This window comes from Rhizobium sp. 9140 (assembly GCF_900067135.1).
Taxonomy (GTDB): Bacteria; Pseudomonadota; Alphaproteobacteria; order Rhizobiales; family Rhizobiaceae; genus Ferranicluibacter.
Genome location: NZ_FJUR01000003.1, coordinates 121,608 through 140,735, shown reverse-complemented (window position 1 = coordinate 140,735; position 19,128 = coordinate 121,608). Strand labels below are relative to the sequence as shown.

At 57.3% G+C, this 19,128-nt stretch carries 18 protein-coding genes; 9 read left to right on the top strand and 9 right to left on the bottom strand.

Annotation, left to right across the window (positions count from 1 at the left end; all coding sequences use genetic code 11):
* Nucleotides 1–39: 39 nt before the first annotated feature.
* From GA0004734_RS23555 to GA0004734_RS23535, 5 genes are all read left to right on the top strand, one after another.
* Nucleotides 40–1,302, top strand: a complete 1,263-nt coding sequence (locus GA0004734_RS23555) for an ABC transporter substrate-binding protein (protein ID WP_052820745.1) — start codon at nt 40–42, stop codon at nt 1,300–1,302.
* Between the two features lie 63 nt (nt 1,303–1,365).
* Entirely contained in the window at nt 1,366–2,247 is an 882-nt protein-coding gene (locus GA0004734_RS23550; RefSeq protein WP_052820744.1) for a carbohydrate ABC transporter permease, read from the top strand.
* 4 nt (nt 2,248–2,251) lie between these two features.
* The gene (locus tag GA0004734_RS23545) at nt 2,252–3,103 is read left to right on the top strand and encodes a carbohydrate ABC transporter permease (protein ID WP_052820743.1); all 852 of its coding nucleotides are present in this window, start codon (nt 2,252–2,254) and stop codon (nt 3,101–3,103) included.
* A 56-nt stretch (nt 3,104–3,159) separates the two neighbouring features.
* The gene (locus tag GA0004734_RS23540; protein ID WP_052820782.1) at nt 3,160–4,302 is read left to right on the top strand and encodes an ABC transporter ATP-binding protein; all 1,143 of its coding nucleotides are present in this window, start codon (nt 3,160–3,162) and stop codon (nt 4,300–4,302) included.
* A 15-nt stretch (nt 4,303–4,317) separates the two neighbouring features.
* The gene (locus GA0004734_RS23535; protein WP_052820742.1) at nt 4,318–6,456 is read left to right on the top strand and encodes a beta-galactosidase; all 2,139 of its coding nucleotides are present in this window, start codon (nt 4,318–4,320) and stop codon (nt 6,454–6,456) included.
* 83 nt (nt 6,457–6,539) lie between these two features.
* Here the strand turns inward: GA0004734_RS23535 and GA0004734_RS23530 are convergent, their stop codons facing one another.
* Both GA0004734_RS23530 and GA0004734_RS23525 read right to left on the bottom strand, forming a co-directional pair.
* Nucleotides 6,540–7,763: an ROK family transcriptional regulator gene (locus tag GA0004734_RS23530; protein WP_092938431.1), complete on the bottom strand. Its 1,224-nt coding sequence runs from the start codon at nt 7,761–7,763 to the stop codon at nt 6,540–6,542.
* Nucleotides 7,764–8,020: 257 nt separating this feature from the next.
* On the bottom strand, nt 8,021–8,449 hold the full coding sequence (locus tag GA0004734_RS23525; RefSeq protein ID WP_052820781.1) for a MarR family winged helix-turn-helix transcriptional regulator: 429 nt from the start codon (nt 8,447–8,449) through the stop codon (nt 8,021–8,023).
* Between the two features lie 145 nt (nt 8,450–8,594).
* Here GA0004734_RS23525 and hmgA point away from each other — a divergent pair, with 145 nt between their 5' ends.
* The 4 genes from hmgA to istB all read left to right on the top strand — a co-directional run bounded on the left by hmgA (nt 8,595) and on the right by istB (nt 13,441).
* Nucleotides 8,595–9,974, top strand: coding sequence for a homogentisate 1,2-dioxygenase (gene hmgA / locus GA0004734_RS23520; RefSeq protein WP_052820740.1), 1,380 nt, complete (start codon nt 8,595–8,597; stop codon nt 9,972–9,974).
* A gap of 66 nt (nt 9,975–10,040) precedes the next feature.
* Nucleotides 10,041–11,090, top strand: coding sequence for a fumarylacetoacetase (gene fahA, locus GA0004734_RS23515; RefSeq protein ID WP_245292613.1), 1,050 nt, complete (start codon nt 10,041–10,043; stop codon nt 11,088–11,090).
* 99 nt (nt 11,091–11,189) lie between these two features.
* Complete coding sequence (gene istA, locus GA0004734_RS23510; RefSeq protein WP_139056207.1) at nt 11,190–12,686, top strand: IS21 family transposase; 1,497 nt, start codon at nt 11,190–11,192, stop codon at nt 12,684–12,686.
* A complete protein-coding gene (istB, locus tag GA0004734_RS23505; protein WP_092930036.1) occupies nt 12,683–13,441 on the top strand; it encodes an IS21-like element helper ATPase IstB in 759 nt (252 codons plus the stop codon). Before istA ends, istB begins: the two co-directional genes overlap by 4 nt.
* Before the next feature lie 486 nt (nt 13,442–13,927).
* On the opposite strand, the gene GA0004734_RS23500 is transcribed toward istB, so the two are convergent.
* The 7 genes from GA0004734_RS23500 to GA0004734_RS23470 form a co-directional block, all read right to left on the bottom strand.
* Nucleotides 13,928–14,575, bottom strand: coding sequence for a 3-oxoacid CoA-transferase subunit B (locus GA0004734_RS23500; RefSeq protein WP_052820727.1), 648 nt, complete (start codon nt 14,573–14,575; stop codon nt 13,928–13,930).
* Entirely contained in the window at nt 14,575–15,297 is a 723-nt protein-coding gene (locus GA0004734_RS23495) for a CoA transferase subunit A (protein ID WP_052820726.1), read from the bottom strand. The genes GA0004734_RS23500 and GA0004734_RS23495 overlap by 1 nt, the downstream gene beginning before the upstream one ends.
* Before the next feature lie 182 nt (nt 15,298–15,479).
* Nucleotides 15,480–16,070, bottom strand: coding sequence for a flavin reductase family protein (locus GA0004734_RS23490; RefSeq protein WP_197283347.1), 591 nt, complete (start codon nt 16,068–16,070; stop codon nt 15,480–15,482).
* 115 nt (nt 16,071–16,185) lie between these two features.
* Complete coding sequence (locus GA0004734_RS23485) at nt 16,186–16,473, bottom strand: hypothetical protein (protein ID WP_052820724.1); 288 nt, start codon at nt 16,471–16,473, stop codon at nt 16,186–16,188.
* 27 nt (nt 16,474–16,500) lie between these two features.
* Complete coding sequence (locus GA0004734_RS23480) at nt 16,501–16,935, bottom strand: ester cyclase (protein ID WP_080823926.1); 435 nt, start codon at nt 16,933–16,935, stop codon at nt 16,501–16,503.
* Nucleotides 16,932–18,248: an LLM class flavin-dependent oxidoreductase gene (locus GA0004734_RS23475; RefSeq protein WP_052820722.1), complete on the bottom strand. Its 1,317-nt coding sequence runs from the start codon at nt 18,246–18,248 to the stop codon at nt 16,932–16,934. The genes GA0004734_RS23480 and GA0004734_RS23475 overlap by 4 nt, the downstream gene beginning before the upstream one ends.
* Before the next feature lie 2 nt (nt 18,249–18,250).
* Nucleotides 18,251–19,081 (bottom strand): alpha/beta fold hydrolase, encoded by an 831-nt coding sequence (locus GA0004734_RS23470; RefSeq protein WP_052820721.1) that lies wholly within the window; start codon nt 19,079–19,081, stop codon nt 18,251–18,253.
* Between the last annotated feature and the right edge of the window lie 47 nt (nt 19,082–19,128).

Genomic DNA, 19,128 nt, shown 5'->3' with positions numbered 1-19,128 from the left:
GATTTTTTACCGGCTGTCATTGACGGGAGGAAATCCGATATGAGATCAAAACTACAATTTCTGCCGACGTCTCGTCGTCGCTTTCTTCAGGGCACAGGCGCAGCCATTGCTTCCGCCGCGCTCTCTGCACCTGCCATTGCGCAGAGCAAACAACTAACCATCATTTCAAACCGTGGCAACGCGGATCAGCGCAAGGCGTTGGAGAGCATTGCCAAGGCGTTTGGTGATTCCAATGGTGTCACCGTGACCGTCAACAATATGGATCACGAGGCGCACAAGACGGCCATTCGCAACTATCTCGTGGCGAGCCCGCCGGATGTCTGCTTCTGGTTTTCGGGCAGCCGCATGCGCAGCTTCGTGGACAAGGGTCTGTTCGAGGACATCTCCGATCTGGTTCAGCGCGAAAAATATGCCGATGTTCTCGGCGCGACGCTCGGCTCCGTCACCGTTGATGGCAAGCAATATGGCCTGCCGACCGGCGGCATTCTCTGGGGTTTGTTCTATCGTCAGGATACGTTCGACCAGTTCGGCCTGAGCGTTCCAAAGACATTCGATGACTTCTTCACGCTGGCCGAACAGTCCAGGAAGGCTGGCATCATTCCCATGAGCATGGGCACGAAGGACCAGTGGCCTTGCGGCGGATGGTTCGACCATATGAACCTGCGCATCAATGGTCTTCAGCACCACATGGACCTGATGGCAGGCAAGGTGAAATACACCGACCCATCCCTGAAAGACGTGTTCGACAAGTGGGAACAGCTGATCAAGGCCGATTTCTTCACGCCAAACGGCACTTCATTTGCCTGGGATCCGGCAGCTGCTTCTCTGGTCCAGAAGAAGGCGGCGATGATGGATCTCGGCAACTTCATCAAATATGCCTTCCCGCCGGAAGACCTTCAGCATGTGCGCTTCGCGCCCTTCCCGACCATCAAGGCGGGCGTCGAGCAGTTCGAGGATTTCTCGGTGGATTCGATCCATCTGCCTTCCGGTTCCAAGAACAGGGAACTGGCCCGCGAATTCCTCGCCTTCTTCTACAAGCCGGAAAATCTGAGCGCCTATTTGTCCCCGGAAGGCAACGTGCCTGCTCGCAGCGACTGCGCAATCGGCGACGACCCGATCCTGAAAATGGCGGTCGAGGAGATGAAGAAGGTCAAGGGCACGGCGCAATATTACGACCGTGACAGCGACCCGGACCTTGCACTTGCAGGCCTCAAGGGCTTCCAGGAATTCATGGTCAAGCCGGATCGCCGTGAGCAAATCCTCACGCAGATCGAGCGCACGCGCCAACGCATCCACGGCTAAGCTCTGCCTGAACACCAAATGGGAGGCGTTGTTGCCTCCCCTCCTCACCGACAGGATGGTCTCATGTCTATCTGGTGGCGCCGCCATCGCAACTGGCTGACGCCTGCGCTTCTTCTCGCGCCGGGTCTTATCCTTTTTCTGGTCGTCATCATCGCATCATCGATCGAGACGTTCTGGATTTCCTTTCACGAATGGGATGGCATGGGCGCCAAAACATGGGTGGGCCTGGCGAACTATGCCGAACTGATCGATGATCCGCAGTTTTATATCTCCCTGAAAAACAATGCGATCTGGCTGGTGATGTTCCTGCTGGCGCCACCCCTGGGGCTCGCGATTGCGCTTCTGGTCAACCAGAAGATCGCCGGAATGCGCATCGTCAAATCGCTCTTCTTCATGCCACTGGTGCTGGCGGCGGTTACGGTGGGCGTCATCTTCGGCTGGTTCTACGACCCGACCTTCGGCTTGCTGGCCATCATCTATCAGGCCTTTGGGGCCACGGCACCGGCGCTGCTTTCGGACGAAAACCTCGTGACCTTCGCCGTCGTCATCGCAGCACTTTGGCCCCAGGTGGCCTTCTGCATGGTGCTGTTCCTGGCTGGCCTCAACAATCTCGACGAGGAGATGATCGGGGCTGGGCGGGTCGATGGCGCGCGGGGCTGGCCCATGTTGCGACACATCGTATTGCCGCAGCTGACGCAGGTGGCTTTCATCGCCGTCGCCATTACCGTGGTCGGCGCGCTACGCTCCTTCGATGCGATTTCGGTCATGACTGCCGGTGGTCCATTCGGCTCCTCCACCGTGCTTGCCTACCAGATGTACGAACAGTCGATCTTCTCCTACCGCTTTGGCTATGGCGCGGCGATTGCGACCGTTCTGTTCCTCATCATGTCCATCTTCATCGCCTGGTATCTGCGCGGCCTCGTCAAGGCCGAGAAGGGAGCGTGATCTGATGTATCCACGTCCTATCCCCGAAAACAAAACCGTGGCCCGCATTGCCTATATGACGATGGTATGCGTCATTCTTGCGCTGTGGCTTCTACCACTCTTTGCCGTCATCATGACGTCCTTCCGGTCATTCGACGATGTGATGGCAGGCAATTACTGGGGTTGGCCAACCAAGTTCAGCCTGACAGACAATTATGTGGCCGTGTTCCAGCAGACCAAGATGCTGCGCTACTTCGCCAACAGCATGATTATCACCATTCCCTCGGTGATCATGGTCCTGATCTTCTCGACGCTGACCGGATACGTGCTGTCACGCTACCGTTTCCGCGGCTCGATGGTGCTGTTCACGCTGTTCGTCGGCGGCAACTTTCTACCGCAACAGGTGATGATGATCCCGATCCGGGATCTGATGGTGTGGGCCGGGCTTTACGACACCTATTGGGCCCTGATGATATTCCACATCGCCTTCCAGACCGGCTTTGCGACACTCTTCATGCGCAACTTCATCGCGGCCCTTCCCGATGAGCTGTTTCAGGCGGCCCGTGCAGAAGGTGCGTCGCCCTGGCAAACGCTGGTCCACATCGTCGTGCCCTTGGTGCGGCCTGCACTGGCGGCGCTCGCCATCCTGACCTTCACCTTCATCGGGAACGATTATTTCTGGGCGCTGGTGCTGACGCAAAGCGACGCGATCAAGCCCGTGACCGCTGGCCTCTCCAACCTCAAGGGCGAATGGGTCTCTGCCTGGAACATCGTGTCGGCGGCAACGATCTTCGTCGCCGTGCCCCCTGTCGTGATGTTCTTCCTGATGCAGAAGCACTTCGTTTCCGGCCTGACCATGGGAGCCGTCAAAGGATGACCGCTTCCGCCAGCCGCACAACCCAACTCTCACCGATCAGCAAGGATACGACTGACATGAGCAGCGTCGAAATCCTCAACGTCCAGAAGCATTACACCAGCTTCCACGCCTTGAAGAACATCAATCTGACGATCGAAAAGGGCGAGTTCATCGTCATGGTAGGCCCGTCGGGCTGTGGCAAATCTACCCTGCTGAAGACCATTGCCGGTCTGGAGACGATCTCCTCCGGTAAACTGATAATCAATGGCCGGGATGTGACGAAGGAAGAACCGGGCGACCGTGGCATCGCCATGGTGTTCCAGTCCTATGCCCTCTACCCGCACATGACCGTTGCCGAAAACATGGGCTTTGGGCTGCGCATGGCAAAGCGCCCGAAAGCAGAGATCGATGCTGCGGTCAAACGCGCCGCCGCAATCCTGCGGATTGATGAGCAACTGGACAAGCTGCCAAAGCAATTGTCCGGCGGCCAGCGCCAGCGTGTGGCCATCGGCCGGGCGATTACCCGTTCGCCGGAGGTTTTCCTATTCGATGAACCGTTGTCGAACCTCGACGCTGCCCTTCGCACCCAGATGCGCGTCGAGCTTTCGACGCTGCATGCCGAGCTCGGCTCAACGATGATCTACGTGACTCACGATCAGGTTGAAGCCATGACCATGGCAAGCCGCATCGTCGTTCTCAACAAGGGCGAGATCGAGCAGGTCGGCTCACCGCTGGAGCTCTACGCCAACCCGAAAAACCATTTCGTCGCGGGCTTCCTCGGCGCGCCGCGAGTGAACTTCTTCGAAGGCAAGGTCATCAGAACAGAACAAGGCACTGCTGCCGTTTCCTTTGCTGGACTTGAAGAACTCCGCGTTCCGCTGACTGCCGACGCCTCGGTGAAGACGGGCGACACGGTAACGCTGGGTGTCCGGCCAGAGCGTTTGCAAACACAGGATGCCGACCCTTCGCTGATGACGTTCGACGCGAAGGTACGCCTTGTCGAGCATCTGGGTCGGGAAACTATTGTCCATGCGGATGCCTCACCACTGATGGCTGTCGGCTCCGACACCGGCACGCACAATGTCACGATCCAGCTTGGAAAGGTTGTGCCCTTCGATGTCGGCTCATCCATCCGCGTCGGCTTCGCCCTTGATGACTGCTACCTGTTTGGCCCCGATGGCAAAACGCTCACACCTCCCAAGCCTGTGACCCAAAAGTAAACTGGAGTTTCCGCAATGAAACGGACGAAACCTGCGCCGCTATCGGCCTGGCGCACCCTTAACCTTGACGATTTTTTGCTTGGTGTGCCGCACTATCCTGAACATGTGGACGAAAGCTACTGGCAGCGCGATGCTGACCGGATGAAGGAAGCGGGCTTCAATGCCGTGCGCGTGGGCGAATTTGCCTGGCACATCTGGGAGCCCTTTGAAGGAAAATTCGATTTCGATCTGTTCGACCGCGCCATCGAAGGCCTTGGTAAAACCGGCATCAACACCATTCTCTGCACGCCTACGGCAACGCCACCGCGCTGGTTGAGTATGAATTATCCCGAAATCCTCCGTGTCGACCGCAAGGGCCGTCGTGCAAGTCACGGCTCGCGCCAGCATGGCGACACCACGAGCCCCGTGCTGCGCCATCACAGCCGCCGCATCACCAAGGCGATGGCGGAGCATTATAAGGACAACCCATATGTCATCGGCTGGCAAACGGACAATGAACTGAACACCACCGTATCCGAGTCCTTCTCAGATTCCGCAACGCTCGCCTTCCGCAACTTCCTGCGCCACAAATACGACAGCATAGACGCGCTGAATTTTGCATGGGGTGGCCATTTCTGGGCGACCTCCTATGACAATTTCGATCAAGTCGTGCTGCCCTACCCGATGGCACCGTCCTATCTGAGCCCCGGCCATGTGCAGGATTATCACCGTTTCCTGGCCACGGCGACTGCCGCGTTCCAGCGCGATCAGGTGGAAATCCTGCGGGCGACGAACCCGGATTGGTTCATCTTCCACAATCTCGGCAATCTGACCGATATCGATTTTCGCGGTGACTTCGGAAAAGACCTCGACTTCATCGGCTTCGACATCTATCCGATGCTCTATGACGAGTTCCGACGCAACGGCGGACATGGTGCCACTCAGGCACTGAAGCTCGATCTCTGCCGCAGCTATACCGGCAACTTCATCGTGCCGGAACAGGCCTCGGGCCTGGGCAGCCAGCCGGCCTTTACCACCATGACGCCGGAACCGGGCGAAATGCGGCGCATGGCACTGTCATCCGTTTCGCGTGGGGCCGATGGCCTGATGTTCTTCCGCTGGCGTCCTGCGCATTTCGGTGCGGAAATCTACTGGATGGGCCTGATCGATCATGATGATGTCGGCCGCCGCCGTTTCGACGAAGCAAAGCAGTTTGCGCGCGATATAGCGAAGATCAAGGACAAGCTGCTCGGAACCTCGGTCCATATGGATATTGGCATCGCCGGTGCGGATTTCGACAATCAGGAAGCCCACAAGACCTATCCGATCGGCCTGCCCTCTCCGCAGGACGATGCGACCCTGCTGCATCGCCATTGCTATGAGCGCGGGATTTCATGCGGCTTCATTCATCCTGAAGACGATCTTTCCCGGCTCAAGGCGCTCTACATCCCCCATTGGGTCATGTGGAATCAGGAGTGGACGGCCAATGTAGAAGCCTTCGTTGAGGCCGGCGGCACGCTGATCGTCGGCGCCATGACTGGTACGCGCGACATCAACAACCATATCATCCGGGAACTGGCCCCTGGCGGGGCGCTTGCAAAACTCTGCGGTGTTCGCGTCGAAGAATTCGGTCGTATCACGGCGAGGGATGGTGATGGTCTCTTCCAGAAGAAGGGCGTGGAGGATGGCCATTACGTGCCCCCACATATCCTCCCCTCCTCCTCGGCCTTCCGCAAATACACGATCGACATCGGTGGACGCACCATCGAGGCCGAGCATCTCTATGAGTTGCTGACGCTCGATGATGACGTGGAGACCATCGCCACTTGGTCTAACCGCTTTGCCAAGGGTCGGGCAGCAGCGACGCGGCGCAAGGTCGGCAAGGGACAGGTGATCTATCTCGCAACCTATCTCACCGATGATCTGGTGGATGTATTGGATGACGTCGTCCTCGCAAAAGCTGGTATCGAACCGCTTATCGCGGATTTGCCGGAAGGCGTGGAAGTGGTGATGCGCACGGCAGAGGATCGCAAGCTGCTGTTTGTTCTCAACACGTTGGAAACCGACCGGAAGCTGACAAACCTCGCATCCGGTAAGGACTTGCTGACAGGAAGTGATGTTTCCGGTGAATATACACTCGAAGGCTATGGTTGCCTTGTCATCGAAATTGGCTAACTCAAGCCCGTAATGTTCTCCCAGAGGGGTGTAAATCCCCCGAAACGAGCGGCGAAGGTGTCACAAGCACCTTCGCCGCTTTGTTATGCGGGAAAGGCAGGCGTCGTCATCTCGAAATTGAACAGGCCTTGCGTCGCCAGAGCCGCCGCACCGCTGCTCCAGAAATTATCTCTCTCATCCGGCACGAGTGCAGGCGGTGGCGTGAAGCAGTTGAGCTCAAGCGCCTTTCGCATCGGGTTGAACAGCAGATCGCCGAAACTCACCGCTTCACCGCCGACAATGATGATTTCCGGATCGACGACAGCGACCATGCGCGCGAGATGAAGGCCAATGCCTTCGCCAGCCTCCTGCAGAATGTCCCTGGCAATTGAATCGCCTTGCAACGCGGCTTCCTTCATCGCGTAACGGTTCACGGCCAGGTCCTTGTCCAGACCCATTGCCTTACGCCAGCGTTCGACGATCGCGGGCTCGGAGTAAAAGGCCTGAAGACAGCCATGGCGCCCGCATTCGCACAGGGGTCCGTCAATCATATGCATCGAATGCCCGATCTTGCCCGCATCCCCGTGCGCGCCACGCTGCACCTTACCGTCCACCACCGTCGCGCAACCAATCCCGACCCCGATGGCCACCGCCGTAAAGACCCGGTGCTGCCGCCCAAGACCGAAAAGATGCTGCGCCAGCGCGAAGGCCAACGTGTCATCCTCCATCCAGACGGGTACATTCACACGCTCCTGTAACATGCTGGCAAACGGCACATTTTCCCAGAAAAAGCGATGGCTTTTGATGCAGATTCCCCTCTCCGCATCGATTGTGCCCGGCATGGAAAAGCCTACTCCGGTCAGCAGCCCGGCCCCTTCCGGCGCCAGCCGCTGCAATCGTGTCACCGCTTTTTCCGCCGCATCCAGAACCGATTGCGGGGAAGGATCCTTGAACTCGATAGTAAGGGACGAGAGCGTTGCAGTGGATAGATCGGTAAGTACGCATTCCAGACTGCCAACATTCATTTTGATGCCGATGGCGAGATGGCCGGCATAGTTGATCTCGAGCGGAATGGGCCTACGCCCTCCACCGCCTGGTATCGTCTTGCCTTCGATGAGATAACCTTCCGAGATCAGATCACTGACGACGAAGGTCACCGCCGCCGGGCTCAAACCTGTCGCGGCCGCAATATCCGCCCGGCTAAGCTGCTCTTCACGCCTGATGAGATTGAGGATTAGACGACGGTTCATCGCCCGAGTGGTTTGTTGATCGATTTTCACGTCGCTGTATGCCTTGGCTTTTCCGTAAGCAGACAGGCTTGAGGTCAACCTGTCTACCACCTTGTTCGCTCAGGATAGCGATCAATGGGCTCTGCGGAAAGCTAGGCAAGTCGATTGGTGCACTTGGTTGATTATAAAACTGGCTCAGCTCTCCTGCATCGAGCAGATCCTGCGACCTTGGCTATTTGCGCAATGGGTTCGGCGATGCAGGTTGGGGTCGACAATAAGGGCAGAGATCACATGGCCTGTGTCCGTTGGCCGACCTTGTTCTCGGGCCGGTGATTTCTAACGGATGTCGTTTGCCTTCACGTTTGGGGACTTTCGCCAAGCAGCGTCAGCGCTCGCTTGAAAGAATCTGCATCGGCACCCAATTCGTTCAGGAGCGTAGCCTGAAAGTCGGCCGCTATGCGCCCAAGGCGTTGCATCAGTTGTTTTCCCGATGGCGTGAGTTCAAGTGCAACGAGCCTCTGGTCCTGGACCGAAACGGTTTTCATCAGATAACCCGACCGCGCCAAGCTATCAGCGGCGCGGCTAACAACAGACTTTTCCAGATTCACCTTCCCGACAATATCGCGGACACTGACGGGTCCTGATCCATTCAGGTGCGCCAGAACGCGCCACTCAGGTACCGACAAGCCGGCTTCGGCTTTATAGAGCGCGGCGAAACGTCGGCTCACTTGCGCAGCCGCAACATTAAGACGGTAGGGTAGGAAATCGTTCAGCTGAAAGGTCATTGGCGTCCCCGTGATGTGCGAAGCATACATAATCGTTGCGAAGACAACAATCTTGCTCGATCTCGTATTTTTTGCATTGACATCGTTGCTGGCGCAACGTTTATTCGTTGCATGAGCAACGAGTTTTAGGGGTGTGCCCGTGGATATGCGCGATTTGAGTGAGACTACAATCCGGTCCGGCTCCAAAACAGGCACTGCCGAGGGCTATATGCCGGGGTTCGGTAACGACTTCGAGACGGAGGCGCTGCCCGGCGCATTGCCTCAGGGCCAGAATTCGCCACAGAAATGCAATTACGGGCTTTACGCCGAGCAACTGTCGGGCACCGCATTCACCGCTCCCCGCGGGCAGAACGAACGCACTTGGTGCTACCGCATACGACCTTCGGTCCATCACACCGGCCGCTTCAAGCCCATCGACGTACCGTATTGGAAAACAGCGCCAAACATCCTGCCGCATGATCCGAACCGGCAGAACATTATGAGTTTGGGCCAATATCGCTGGGATCCAATTCCGTTACCAACGGCAGATCAGGATCTGAACTGGGTCACAGGCATGCGGACCATAACGACCGCTGGGGACGTAAACATTCAGGTAGGCATGGCCAGTCATGTTTATCTCGTAACTCGCTCGATGAAAGAGGAGTATTTTTACTCTGCCGACAGCGAAATGCTGATTGTTCCGCAAGAAGGACGGCTTCGTTTCTGCACGGAGCTTGGTGTGATCGAGTTAGAGCCGAAGGAAATCGCGATCATTCCGCGAGGTCTCGTTTATCGTGTTGAAGTTGTTGATGGCCCATGCCGAGGGTTTGTCTGCGAGAACTACGGCCAGAAATTTGACCTACCGAACCGGGGGCCGATCGGGGCGAACTGCCTGGCCAATCCGCGCGATTTCAAATGCCCGGTCGCCGCTTTTGAAGACCGGGAAGTGCAAAGTCGCGTTGTCGTGAAATGGTGCGGCCAATTCCATGAAACCTGGATCGGACACTCCCCTCTGGATGTTGTGGCATGGCATGGTAACTACTGCGCATACAAGTATGATCTGCGCACCTATTCACCCGTAGGAGCGATCTTGTTCGATCATCCTGACCCGTCCATTTTTACCGTTCTAACCGCGCCGTCTGGGCAAGAAGGAACAGCCAACATCGATTTCGTACTTTTCCGCGAACGATGGATGGTAGCCGAGCATAGCTTCCGGCCCCCATGGTACCACAAGAACATAATGTCTGAGCTGATGGGAAATATTTATGGCGTCTACGATGCCAAACCCGACGGCTTTGCTCCTGGCGGCATCAGTCTGCATAACTGCATGCTTCCGCATGGACCGGACAAGAACGCTTTCGAAGGTGCCTCAAACATGGAACTCAAGCCGGAAAAGCTCGAAAATACCATGTCCTTCATGTTCGAGACCCGTTTCCCTCAACATCTGACCGAGTTCGCCGCCAAGGAGGCTCCGATGCAGGAGGAGTACATTGAGGTGTGGAACAAGCTCGAGAAAAAATTTGATGGTACGCCTGGGCTGAAATGATCTCTCAGATCGGCGGGGCCTTGCTGCCAGACAGACATATCCAGTGACTTCGATGGGACACAGAGCATGACAAAGCTGCTGAGAAGCAGGATCGCATCGGCCAATGAAGCGGATTGCGAGTTTCCGATACAAAACCTCCCCTACGGTGTGTTTTCCGTCGGCGCGCAAAAGCCACGATGCGGTGTGGCTATCGGGAATGCAATTCTGGACCTGGCGGCATGCGAAGAACGGGGATTGTTGAATGCCAACGGGACGTTCATCAAGCCATACCTCAACGACTTTATCGAGCTGGGTCGAGCAAAATGGCGGGAAGTTCGCTCAAGACTGACTGACTTGCTTCGAGAAGAAGCAACGGAGGAGCTTCCCCTGATATCGATGAACGACGCAACTTTGCATCTGCCCATCAGAGTCACTGAATTCACCGATTTCTATGCCTCAAAAAACCATGCGTTCAATGTCGGCGTCCTATTCCGTGGACCGGAAAATGCCCTGCCTCCCCAATGGACGCATATGCCAATCGGCTACAATGGGCGTGCCTCATCAGTTGTCGTGTCCGGCACGCCAATTCGACGTCCTATGGGACAGGTCAAGGGGGAGGACGGCCCCGAATGGGTCGCATGTCGCCGCCTCGATCTTGAGCTGGAGCTCGGCGCCATCGTCGGAGCCACTTCCGCCCTGGGTGACCGTGTCAGCGTTGATCAGGCCGATGACATGATCTTCGGCTACGTTCTGCTGAATGACTGGTCTGCACGAGATATTCAAGCCTGGGAGTATCAACCGCTCGGGCCCTTCCAATCCAAAGCACTTGGTACGACTATCGGAGCGTGGATCGTGACACAGGCAGCGCTCGAGCCATTTCGAAGCATGGGGGCTGAACGCACCAATGCGCTGCTTCCTTACCTTCAGGAAGAGCGACCTGGATTGTATGATCTCACGATTGGCTGGATGATGAATGGTCAGCGAATGGGACAGACCAACTACAATCAAATGTATTATTCAAGCGCTCAACAGCTTGCACATCACACTGCTTCAGGCTGCCCCATGCGTATCGGTGATCTCCTGGGCTCTGGTACGATCTCAGGTCCGGCACAGGTGAGAGCGGCGGTGCAAAATTAGACCACGGTAGCGGCGGGATTGTCCCGCTTCGGGCGGCGTAAAAGTCGGCCACCTATTTCTCTTCTGCAATGAGCGCAGGAGGGCCTGGGGATCTATACCGTGGAATTATATCTGAAGGTTCGACTGGCTTGCTCGGAAGGCATGAGCCGGCGTCAGGCTGCAAAGCATTTCAACATATCGCGCGACAGCGTTTCCAAGATGCTGTCCTATTCGACGCCACCTGGCTATCAGCGACAATCACCGATCCGGCGGCCCAAGCTGGATGCGTTTGTCTCGACGATCGATCACTGGCTGGACGAAGACAGACAAGTGCCGCGCAAGCAGCGCCATACGGCCAAGCGGGTGTTTGACCGGCTTCGAGACGAATGCGGGTTCACTGGCGGCTATACGATCATCAAGGATTACATGCGCGAGCGGGATCAGCGCCGCCAGGAAGTGTTCGTGCCGCTGTCGCATCCGCCCGGCCATGCGCAGGCCGATTTCGGTGAGGCGATGGTGGTCATCGGCGGTGTCGAGCAGAAGGCGCATTTCTTCGTGCTCGACCTTCCGCACAGCGACGGCTGCTACGTGCGGGCCTATCCGGCGGCAGTGGCCGAGGCCTGGGTCGATGGCCATGTCCATGCGTTCGCTTTCTTCGGCGCCGTGCCGCAATCGATCGTCTACGACAACGACCGTTGCCTGGTGGCGAAGATTTTGCCTGACGGCACCCGCAAGCGCGCGACGTTGTTCAGCGGCTTCCTGTCCCACTACCTTATCCGGGATCGCTATGGCCGTCCCGGCAAGGGCAACGACAAGGGGAACGTCGAGGGTCTCGTCGGCTATGCCCGGCGCAACTTCATGGTACCGATCCCGCAGTTTGCGACATGGGAGGCGTTCAACACCTTTCTGGAGGAGCAGTGCCGGAAGCGCCAGCGCGACAGGCTGCGCGGCGAGAGCGAGACGATCGGCGAGCGCTTGCGGCGCGATCTGGCTGCCATGCGCGCCTTGCCAGCCTCGCCATTTGATGCCTGCGACCAGGCAAGTGCCAAGGTGACGGCGCAGTCGCTGGTGCGCTACAAGACCAACGACTATTCCGTCCCGGTCGCCTATGGCCATCAGGATGTGTGGGTGCGCGGCTATGTCAACGAAGTGGTCATTGGTGGCCGTGGCGAGATCATCGCCCGCCATCCTCGGTGCTGGGAACGGGAAGACGTCGTCTTCGATCCTGTCCATTACCTGCCGCTGATCGAGCAGAAGATCAATTCGCTGGATCAGGCAGCGCCCCTCCAGGGCTGGGACTTGCCGCAAGAGTTCGCTACGCTGCGCCGGTTGATGGAAGGCCGCATGGCCAAACACGGCCGGCGTGAGTACGTGCAGGTCCTCCGCCTGCTGGAGAGCTTCGAACTCGCCGATCTGCATGCGGCGGTGAAGCAGGCGATCCAGCTTGGCGCCATTGGCTTTGACGCCGTCAAGCATCTGATCCTGTGCCGGGTGGAACGCCGGCCGCCCAGACTGGACCTGTCCATCTACCCGTATTTGCCGAGGGCGACGGTCGAGACGACATCGGCGAAGGCGTATATGCGTCTCCTGTCGTCGGATGCGGGAGAAGTCGCATGAACACCCAAGCACCCGAGATCCTTCTCACCCATTATCTCAAAACCCTGAAGCTGCCGAGTTTCCAGCGCGAGTACCAGAAGCTGGCCCGGCTGTGCGCCACCGAAGGCGTCGATCATGTCGGATACCTCACCCGGCTTGCCGAGCGGGAGATGATCGAACGGGACCGTCGCAAGGTCGAGCGTCGCATCAAGGCGGCCAGGTTCCCGGTCGTCAAAAGCCTCGACAGTTTCGACTTCGCCGCCATCCCAAAGCTGAACAGGATGCAGGTGCTGGAACTGGCGCGCTGCGAATGGATCGAGCGCAGGGAGAACGTTATCGCTCTCGGCCCCAGCGGCACGGGCAAGACCCATGTGGCGCTCGGCCTCGGCCTGGCCGCCTGCCAGAAGGGCCTGTCCGTTGGGTTCACGACAGCGGCCGCACTGGTCAGCGAGATGATGGAGGCGCGCGACGAGCGGCGTCTCATCCGGTTCCAGAAGCAGATGGCCGCCTACCAGCTGTTGATCATCGATGAACTGGGCTTCGTGCCGCTGTCAAAGACCGGCGCGGAATTGCTGTTCGAGCTGATCTCGCAACGATACGAGCGAGGCGCGACCCTGATCACCAGCAACCTTCCTTTTGACGAATGGACGGAAACCTTGGGGTCCGAGCGCCTGACCGGCGCTTTGCTCGACCGCATCACCCATCACGTCAGCATCCTCGAGATGAACGGCGACAGCTATCGTCTCGCCCAAAGCCGCGCCCGAAAGGCCGGCTGACGCCCTTCGAAAATCGCAACGCGCGCATGAGACCCCCGCTCGGGCCTAAGCCCTCCCGGCGGTCTCATGCGCGCGCCACAAGTGGCCGACTTTTGCGCCGCCGCGTGGCAGGATTTTACTCCGCCGTTGACAAGCTCGATGGCGCAGTAACCCGTAATCAATGATCAAACCGGGATCGGACTGCACCTGCATCGGATCAAACGTGCGGGCTCCACCCCTATCGCCTCAGCCCGCGGCGCCAGGGAGCCCGCGCTCCCCGCTTCCGTCTCAGTGCGGATGACGCGAAAGAGGTGACAGAGCCGTTCGCTTGGTGCCCCGCGCTCACGTTGCTGCCGGCGACATACAGAACCTTTCGTACGATACCCTGTTCGGGAGTTTTGTTCTTCGGTACTGGTGCCGCATGGTTTGGGCCGAAACCGTGGCGCGCACATTGACGCGGCACAGTCAACGCGGACCCTGGCGCGGCGGGGAAAGTTCCACCGTAGGTTACGTCCGCAGTTTGATGTCGAAATCAGCTCCGGTCTTGGCCTTTATTTCCTCCACAGTGACGTCCTCAGCGAGCTCGATCAGCGTCATGCAGACCGGGCCACGCTTTTGAATTTCGAAGACACCAAGGTCAGTAATGACAAGGTCTGCTACCCGTCGGCCGGTCAGAGGCAATGTGCATTCGGTCAGAAGCTTCGGCTTTTCCTTGGCCTGGTGTTCCATCACGACGACGACCCTTTTTACCCCGGCTACGAGGTCCATCGCGCCGCCCATGCCTTTGACCATGTGGCCAGGGATCATCCAATTGGCCAGATCGCCATTGGAGGCCACCTGCATGGCTCCCAGGATCGAAAGATCAATGTGACCGCCGCGGATCATGGCAAAACTGTCGGCACTTGAGAAATAGCTTGTGACGGGCAGTTCCGTGATAGTTTGTTTGCCGGCGTTGATGAGATCGGCGTCCTCCTCACCTTCGTAAGGAAACGGACCCATTCCAAGCATTCCATTCTCGCTCTGCAGGCGCACATCAATCCCTTTGGGGATGAAGTTGGCGACGAGCGTCGGGATGCCGATGCCGAGATTGACATAGAAGCCGTCCTTGAGTTCAAGCGAAGCGCGCGCCGCCATCTGTTCACGGGTCCAGGACATCAGATTGCCGCCTCCGGTTGCGCGTTTCGCTTTCTCGTTGTGCGCTGCTCTATGTGCTTCATGGGCGTGGGCACATGAACGAGTGCGGAGACGAAGATGCCGGGCGTGTGGATGTGATCGGGATCGATCTCGCCTGCTGTGACGAGATGCTCGACCTCGGCTACCGTGACTTGTGCCGCCGTCGCCATGACCGGATTGAAATTGCGGGCAGTCTTGCGGTAGACGAGATTGCCTTCCTCGTCGCCCTTGTAGGCGTGCACAAGGGCGAGATCCGCATAAAGGGCGCGCTCCATAATGTAATGATCGCCATCGAATTCCTGAACAGGTTTTCCTTCGGCTATTTGCGTCCCGTAACCAGTCCTGGTGAAGAAGGCAGGAACGCCGGCACCACCTGCGCGAATGCGTTCTGCGAGAGTTCCTTGGGGATTAAACTCAACTTGAAGTTCTCCCGACAAATACTGCTGAGCAAAAAGCTTGTTCTCCCCGACGTAGGACGAAATCATTTTGCGGATCTGGCGTGTCTCAAGGAGAATACCAAGTCCTGTGCCATCGATGCCGGCATTGTTGGAAATGACGGTCAGATTCTGTACGCCAGACAGGCGAACGGCACCGATAAGCGCCTCCGGAATACCGCAAAGGCCGAAACCGCCAGCCATGATTGTCATGTCGTCATGCAGCAACTCCGCTAATGCCTCGACGGCGCTCGCGCGAACTTTTTCCATACTCTCCTCCCGAACAGGGGCGTTCCAGAGACGCCCTTTACGATGAATTTAACGAGCCACAACGCAAATTACGGCGCTGTATTGTTAAGGTCGTCATACAGACCAAGCAAAATGCCCGTCCGGCGAAAATTCAGCCCTGCTTTGAGATCGTCGGCGCCGCCCTGCCCGAGCCGCGCTCAAAGTCAGACCGGGACCAACTGTCCACCATCAAACAAACTGCCCCCTACGTAAATAAGGGGGGGCGTTCCCGAAAAGCTGGCGTGAGTAACCTCACCGACGAATATCGCGTGGGTGCCCGCCAGCATCCGACTGGTAACATGGAATTCAAGTTGTGCTGAGGCGCCGTCAATCAACGGCGCGCCGGTTTCACCCGGTGACCACTTCACCTGTGCGAACTTATCGATGCCAGATTTCGCAAACACTCCGACGACTTGCGCCTGGTCGTTTGCCAAGATGCTGACACCGAGCCTGTCTCCCGAGAATAGCTTTTCATAAGTGGAGGACGTAGCCTTCACACATACCATCACCATGGGCGGATCGAGGGAGACGCTGCAAAAGGCGTTCACAGCGAGTCCGAAGGGAGAACCTTCGGTAGACGTAGCCACAATGGTAACGCCCGTGGGAAAGCTCCGATGGAACCCCTTCAATGCTTCCGTCAATTCGATTTCGGCCATGTGAAATCCCTCCTGGCGACGTACAGTTCTGCTTGGAATCACCGGCTCCAGATCGCCTGCAGCGGGTGCAAAGTTTTTATCGGGAAGCTGATCTGGCATCGATGCCGCCGCACTCGATAATGCGAGCGCTGGTAATATTGTTTGGAGCCGACCTCGGAAGGCACTACAAAACGCGCCAAGTGTGGCAGCGCTGTTTCTCGAGCAGCGAACCCTGTTAGAGCGGAAACCAGACCTTGTCGGTCGGCGTCTCTGAACCCCTTAACCGCGCGAGTTCGTCGATCAGCGGGCGTGCTTCTGTAAGAAAGTTCTGAAACCCTTCTTCGCTTTCCCACTCGTCGATATCAAGGATGTCGTCTCCGTTGTGGTAGCGCTTATGACTGATCACACCGTGTTTTTTGAGGAGGGTGCCGAGCGCTTCACTCAAGTCCGGACGTGCAGTCGCAACTTCACGGATCTTCTCCACTGACGTGCCCTTGATCGAGACCACGACGGTAATACTCATCTATATGCTCCATTTGTTATTCGAAAATCAGATCGGAAAAACGCTCATGCCATGGAGAACATCGGAATTTTGCCAACTGCTCCAATCCTCGGCAATTTTCCCCCCTGAAATACGGCTAATGGTTATCCCGCTCACCCTGACCGTTCTGCCCGTCGGAGGCACATTCATAAATGTGCACTGGTGAGTGCCGTGAGATTCCCAACGATAGGCGATCTTGTCCTTATCCTCGACAACGTCGAGGATAACAGTCTTCAAATCCGGAAATGCGCGAGCCCTGTCGCGGATGACGGTGAGGAAATCATCCCGGCTTATGTCAGCCTGAGGAGAATGCCGAACGTAATCAGCGGTAAAAAAACTCTCCAGGTCGGAAACAGCGTCTTTTTCAAAAGCCGCCCAGAAACCACGTATTAGTTTCTCTGCCATCACCGCTCGTCCTCCGCATTGATCGAAATCTGGCGTCATGGTTCAAGTGGTTTCCTAAGCTCTTCAATATGCGCTGTGCGGATATCAACCACCCCCGAATCCGCGAGGCGGACGGTCGGACGCGCCAACGGCTCCTCGACCCTTGCACCGTACTCACTGGTCGTATTCCAAGCCTGCGAGTTGTTGTTATCCCAGATGGGCTTCCCACCAGGAGCACGAAACCGCGGGATGACCTCTTCCGCGAAGATCGTCATATTCTTCCGCGTGAGCCAAGCCGGGGCGGTCCAGCCATCACAGTTGACAACAAGACGCCCTGCCCCCATGGCCGAGGTCAGTTCTTCAATCTGCTCAGCAACTGTGTCGGGTGAGCCGCAAATTATAGATCGATCGGCAACGGCTTCCTCGAAAGTTGTTTCAGAAATCTCTTTGGCTCTATAGCCCCCACTCATCATCCCGCGAAGGGACTGTGAAGTGACGTGTCCCGGCGGGAATGAATCGTGGAAAGGCGAGCCAAAGGAGTTTTGAAGCATCGACATGAAATGGGCCTCAACCTCAAGCCGTGCCTGTTTGTCGGTCTCGGCCACATGAACCGTGGCGGTGGCGACGACCTGTGTCGGGTCCGCCGTATAGCCAGCCTCCTCACACATGTCACGAAATGTCTTAATGTTCCGGAGAAGCACCGGACGCGGCACGAGAATTGCCAGATACGTGTAATGGTTGTCGGCCGCGAACTTCAGTGAGTCTTTTGAACCCACGGCCGGCACCCATATTTCCGGATGCGGCTTTTGCAGCGGCTTGGGCCACAGGTTCGCATATGGGACTTTGAAGAACTTGCCATCCCATTCGAAAGGTCCTTCTTCCATGAAGGCCTTCTTCATGAGGTCATGTCCTTCTCGCAGGCGCTCACGTGCACGCGTAGGATCGATACCCAGCGCGTGATAATTTGGTCCGATACCGACCGGCATACCGAAGAAGAAGCGTCCGCGAGACAAATAATCCAGCGCAGCAACCTCCTCCGCATATCTCATGGGAGAAAGGTAGGTGTTCATGATAGGACCCACCGCCCCTACCCTGATGTTTTTGGTCCTTGCCGCCAAGGCGCTTGTCATGACGATCGACTGACCTGTCACGGCATTTGGACCACCGTGCTGCTCGAGCACGAGGAGGCCATCGAAACCGAGTTGTTCACCCAGCACCATGTTGTCCAAAAAGTCTTCGATAACTCTCTGCCCGCGGATGGGGTCGAAGTACTTGGTGGAAGTACTGATAAAGATCGATTTCGACAGTTTCTCGCGGCGTGGAATGAAGCTGTATTTACCGCCATTGTTGAGGTAGAACTCTAACTTATTCATGGTCACGCCTCGGAGTGTCGATTGACGAATTCAAGAACCAGGCTCGCTAGTGCCTCTGGCTCTTGCACATAGGGAACGTGGGATGTTGCGCGGGTCGAGCCATGTATCTTGGCGGTTTCAGCCCCCGGAATAAGACTGGCGTACTGCAACGCGACATCGGCGCTCATGATCCGGTCTTCATCAACGGTTATCACGCGGGTTGGTGTTCTTACCCGTGCCAACCGACGCTCAAGGCGAGGATCGTAGCGAGGGTTCCACATCAGCCGAGCCTGGGCGGTGAGTTCAGCATAGTCCTGCACCAGTTGCTCAACGCGTTCGTCGCCCTCGAGATATTCCGGATATGCGTGAGCCTCCCCGTTGAACACCCGCTCCAGGGCTTCTTCGCCAGTCTGCCTGAAAGGATCGTTCAGCAAGCTCCCGCGAAGTCCCGCCGGGGTTATCAATTGTAAGCTCGATAACCGACGTGAAAAGAAGACCGCGTAATGGGCAGCCATCCAGCCGCCCAACGAATGTCCGACCAAGTGGAAGCGGTCGAGGCCCAGTTCATCGAAAAACTGCTCGTAGTGCAGGTTGATGTCATCAAAATCCTCAAGCCAATCAGGCATCGGAGTGTCACCGAATCCGGGATGCTCGGGAACAATGACATCGGCGTGAGCGGCCATTGCATCATAAAAGGGCAGCCACCGCCGCGTTAGGCCCGCGCCGTGGAAATAAACAACTGGCGCGCCGCTTCCCTTACGCCGGTAGGCAACGTCGACGCCGGCAACCTTCAATTTTTCGGGTTCAGTGTAAAATGCCCAGGATCTCAATTCGCTCACCTTGCCTTCTTTCAAACGGCCTACCTTTCGCGCGGCGTACCTTTGGGTCGACTGGCGAATGA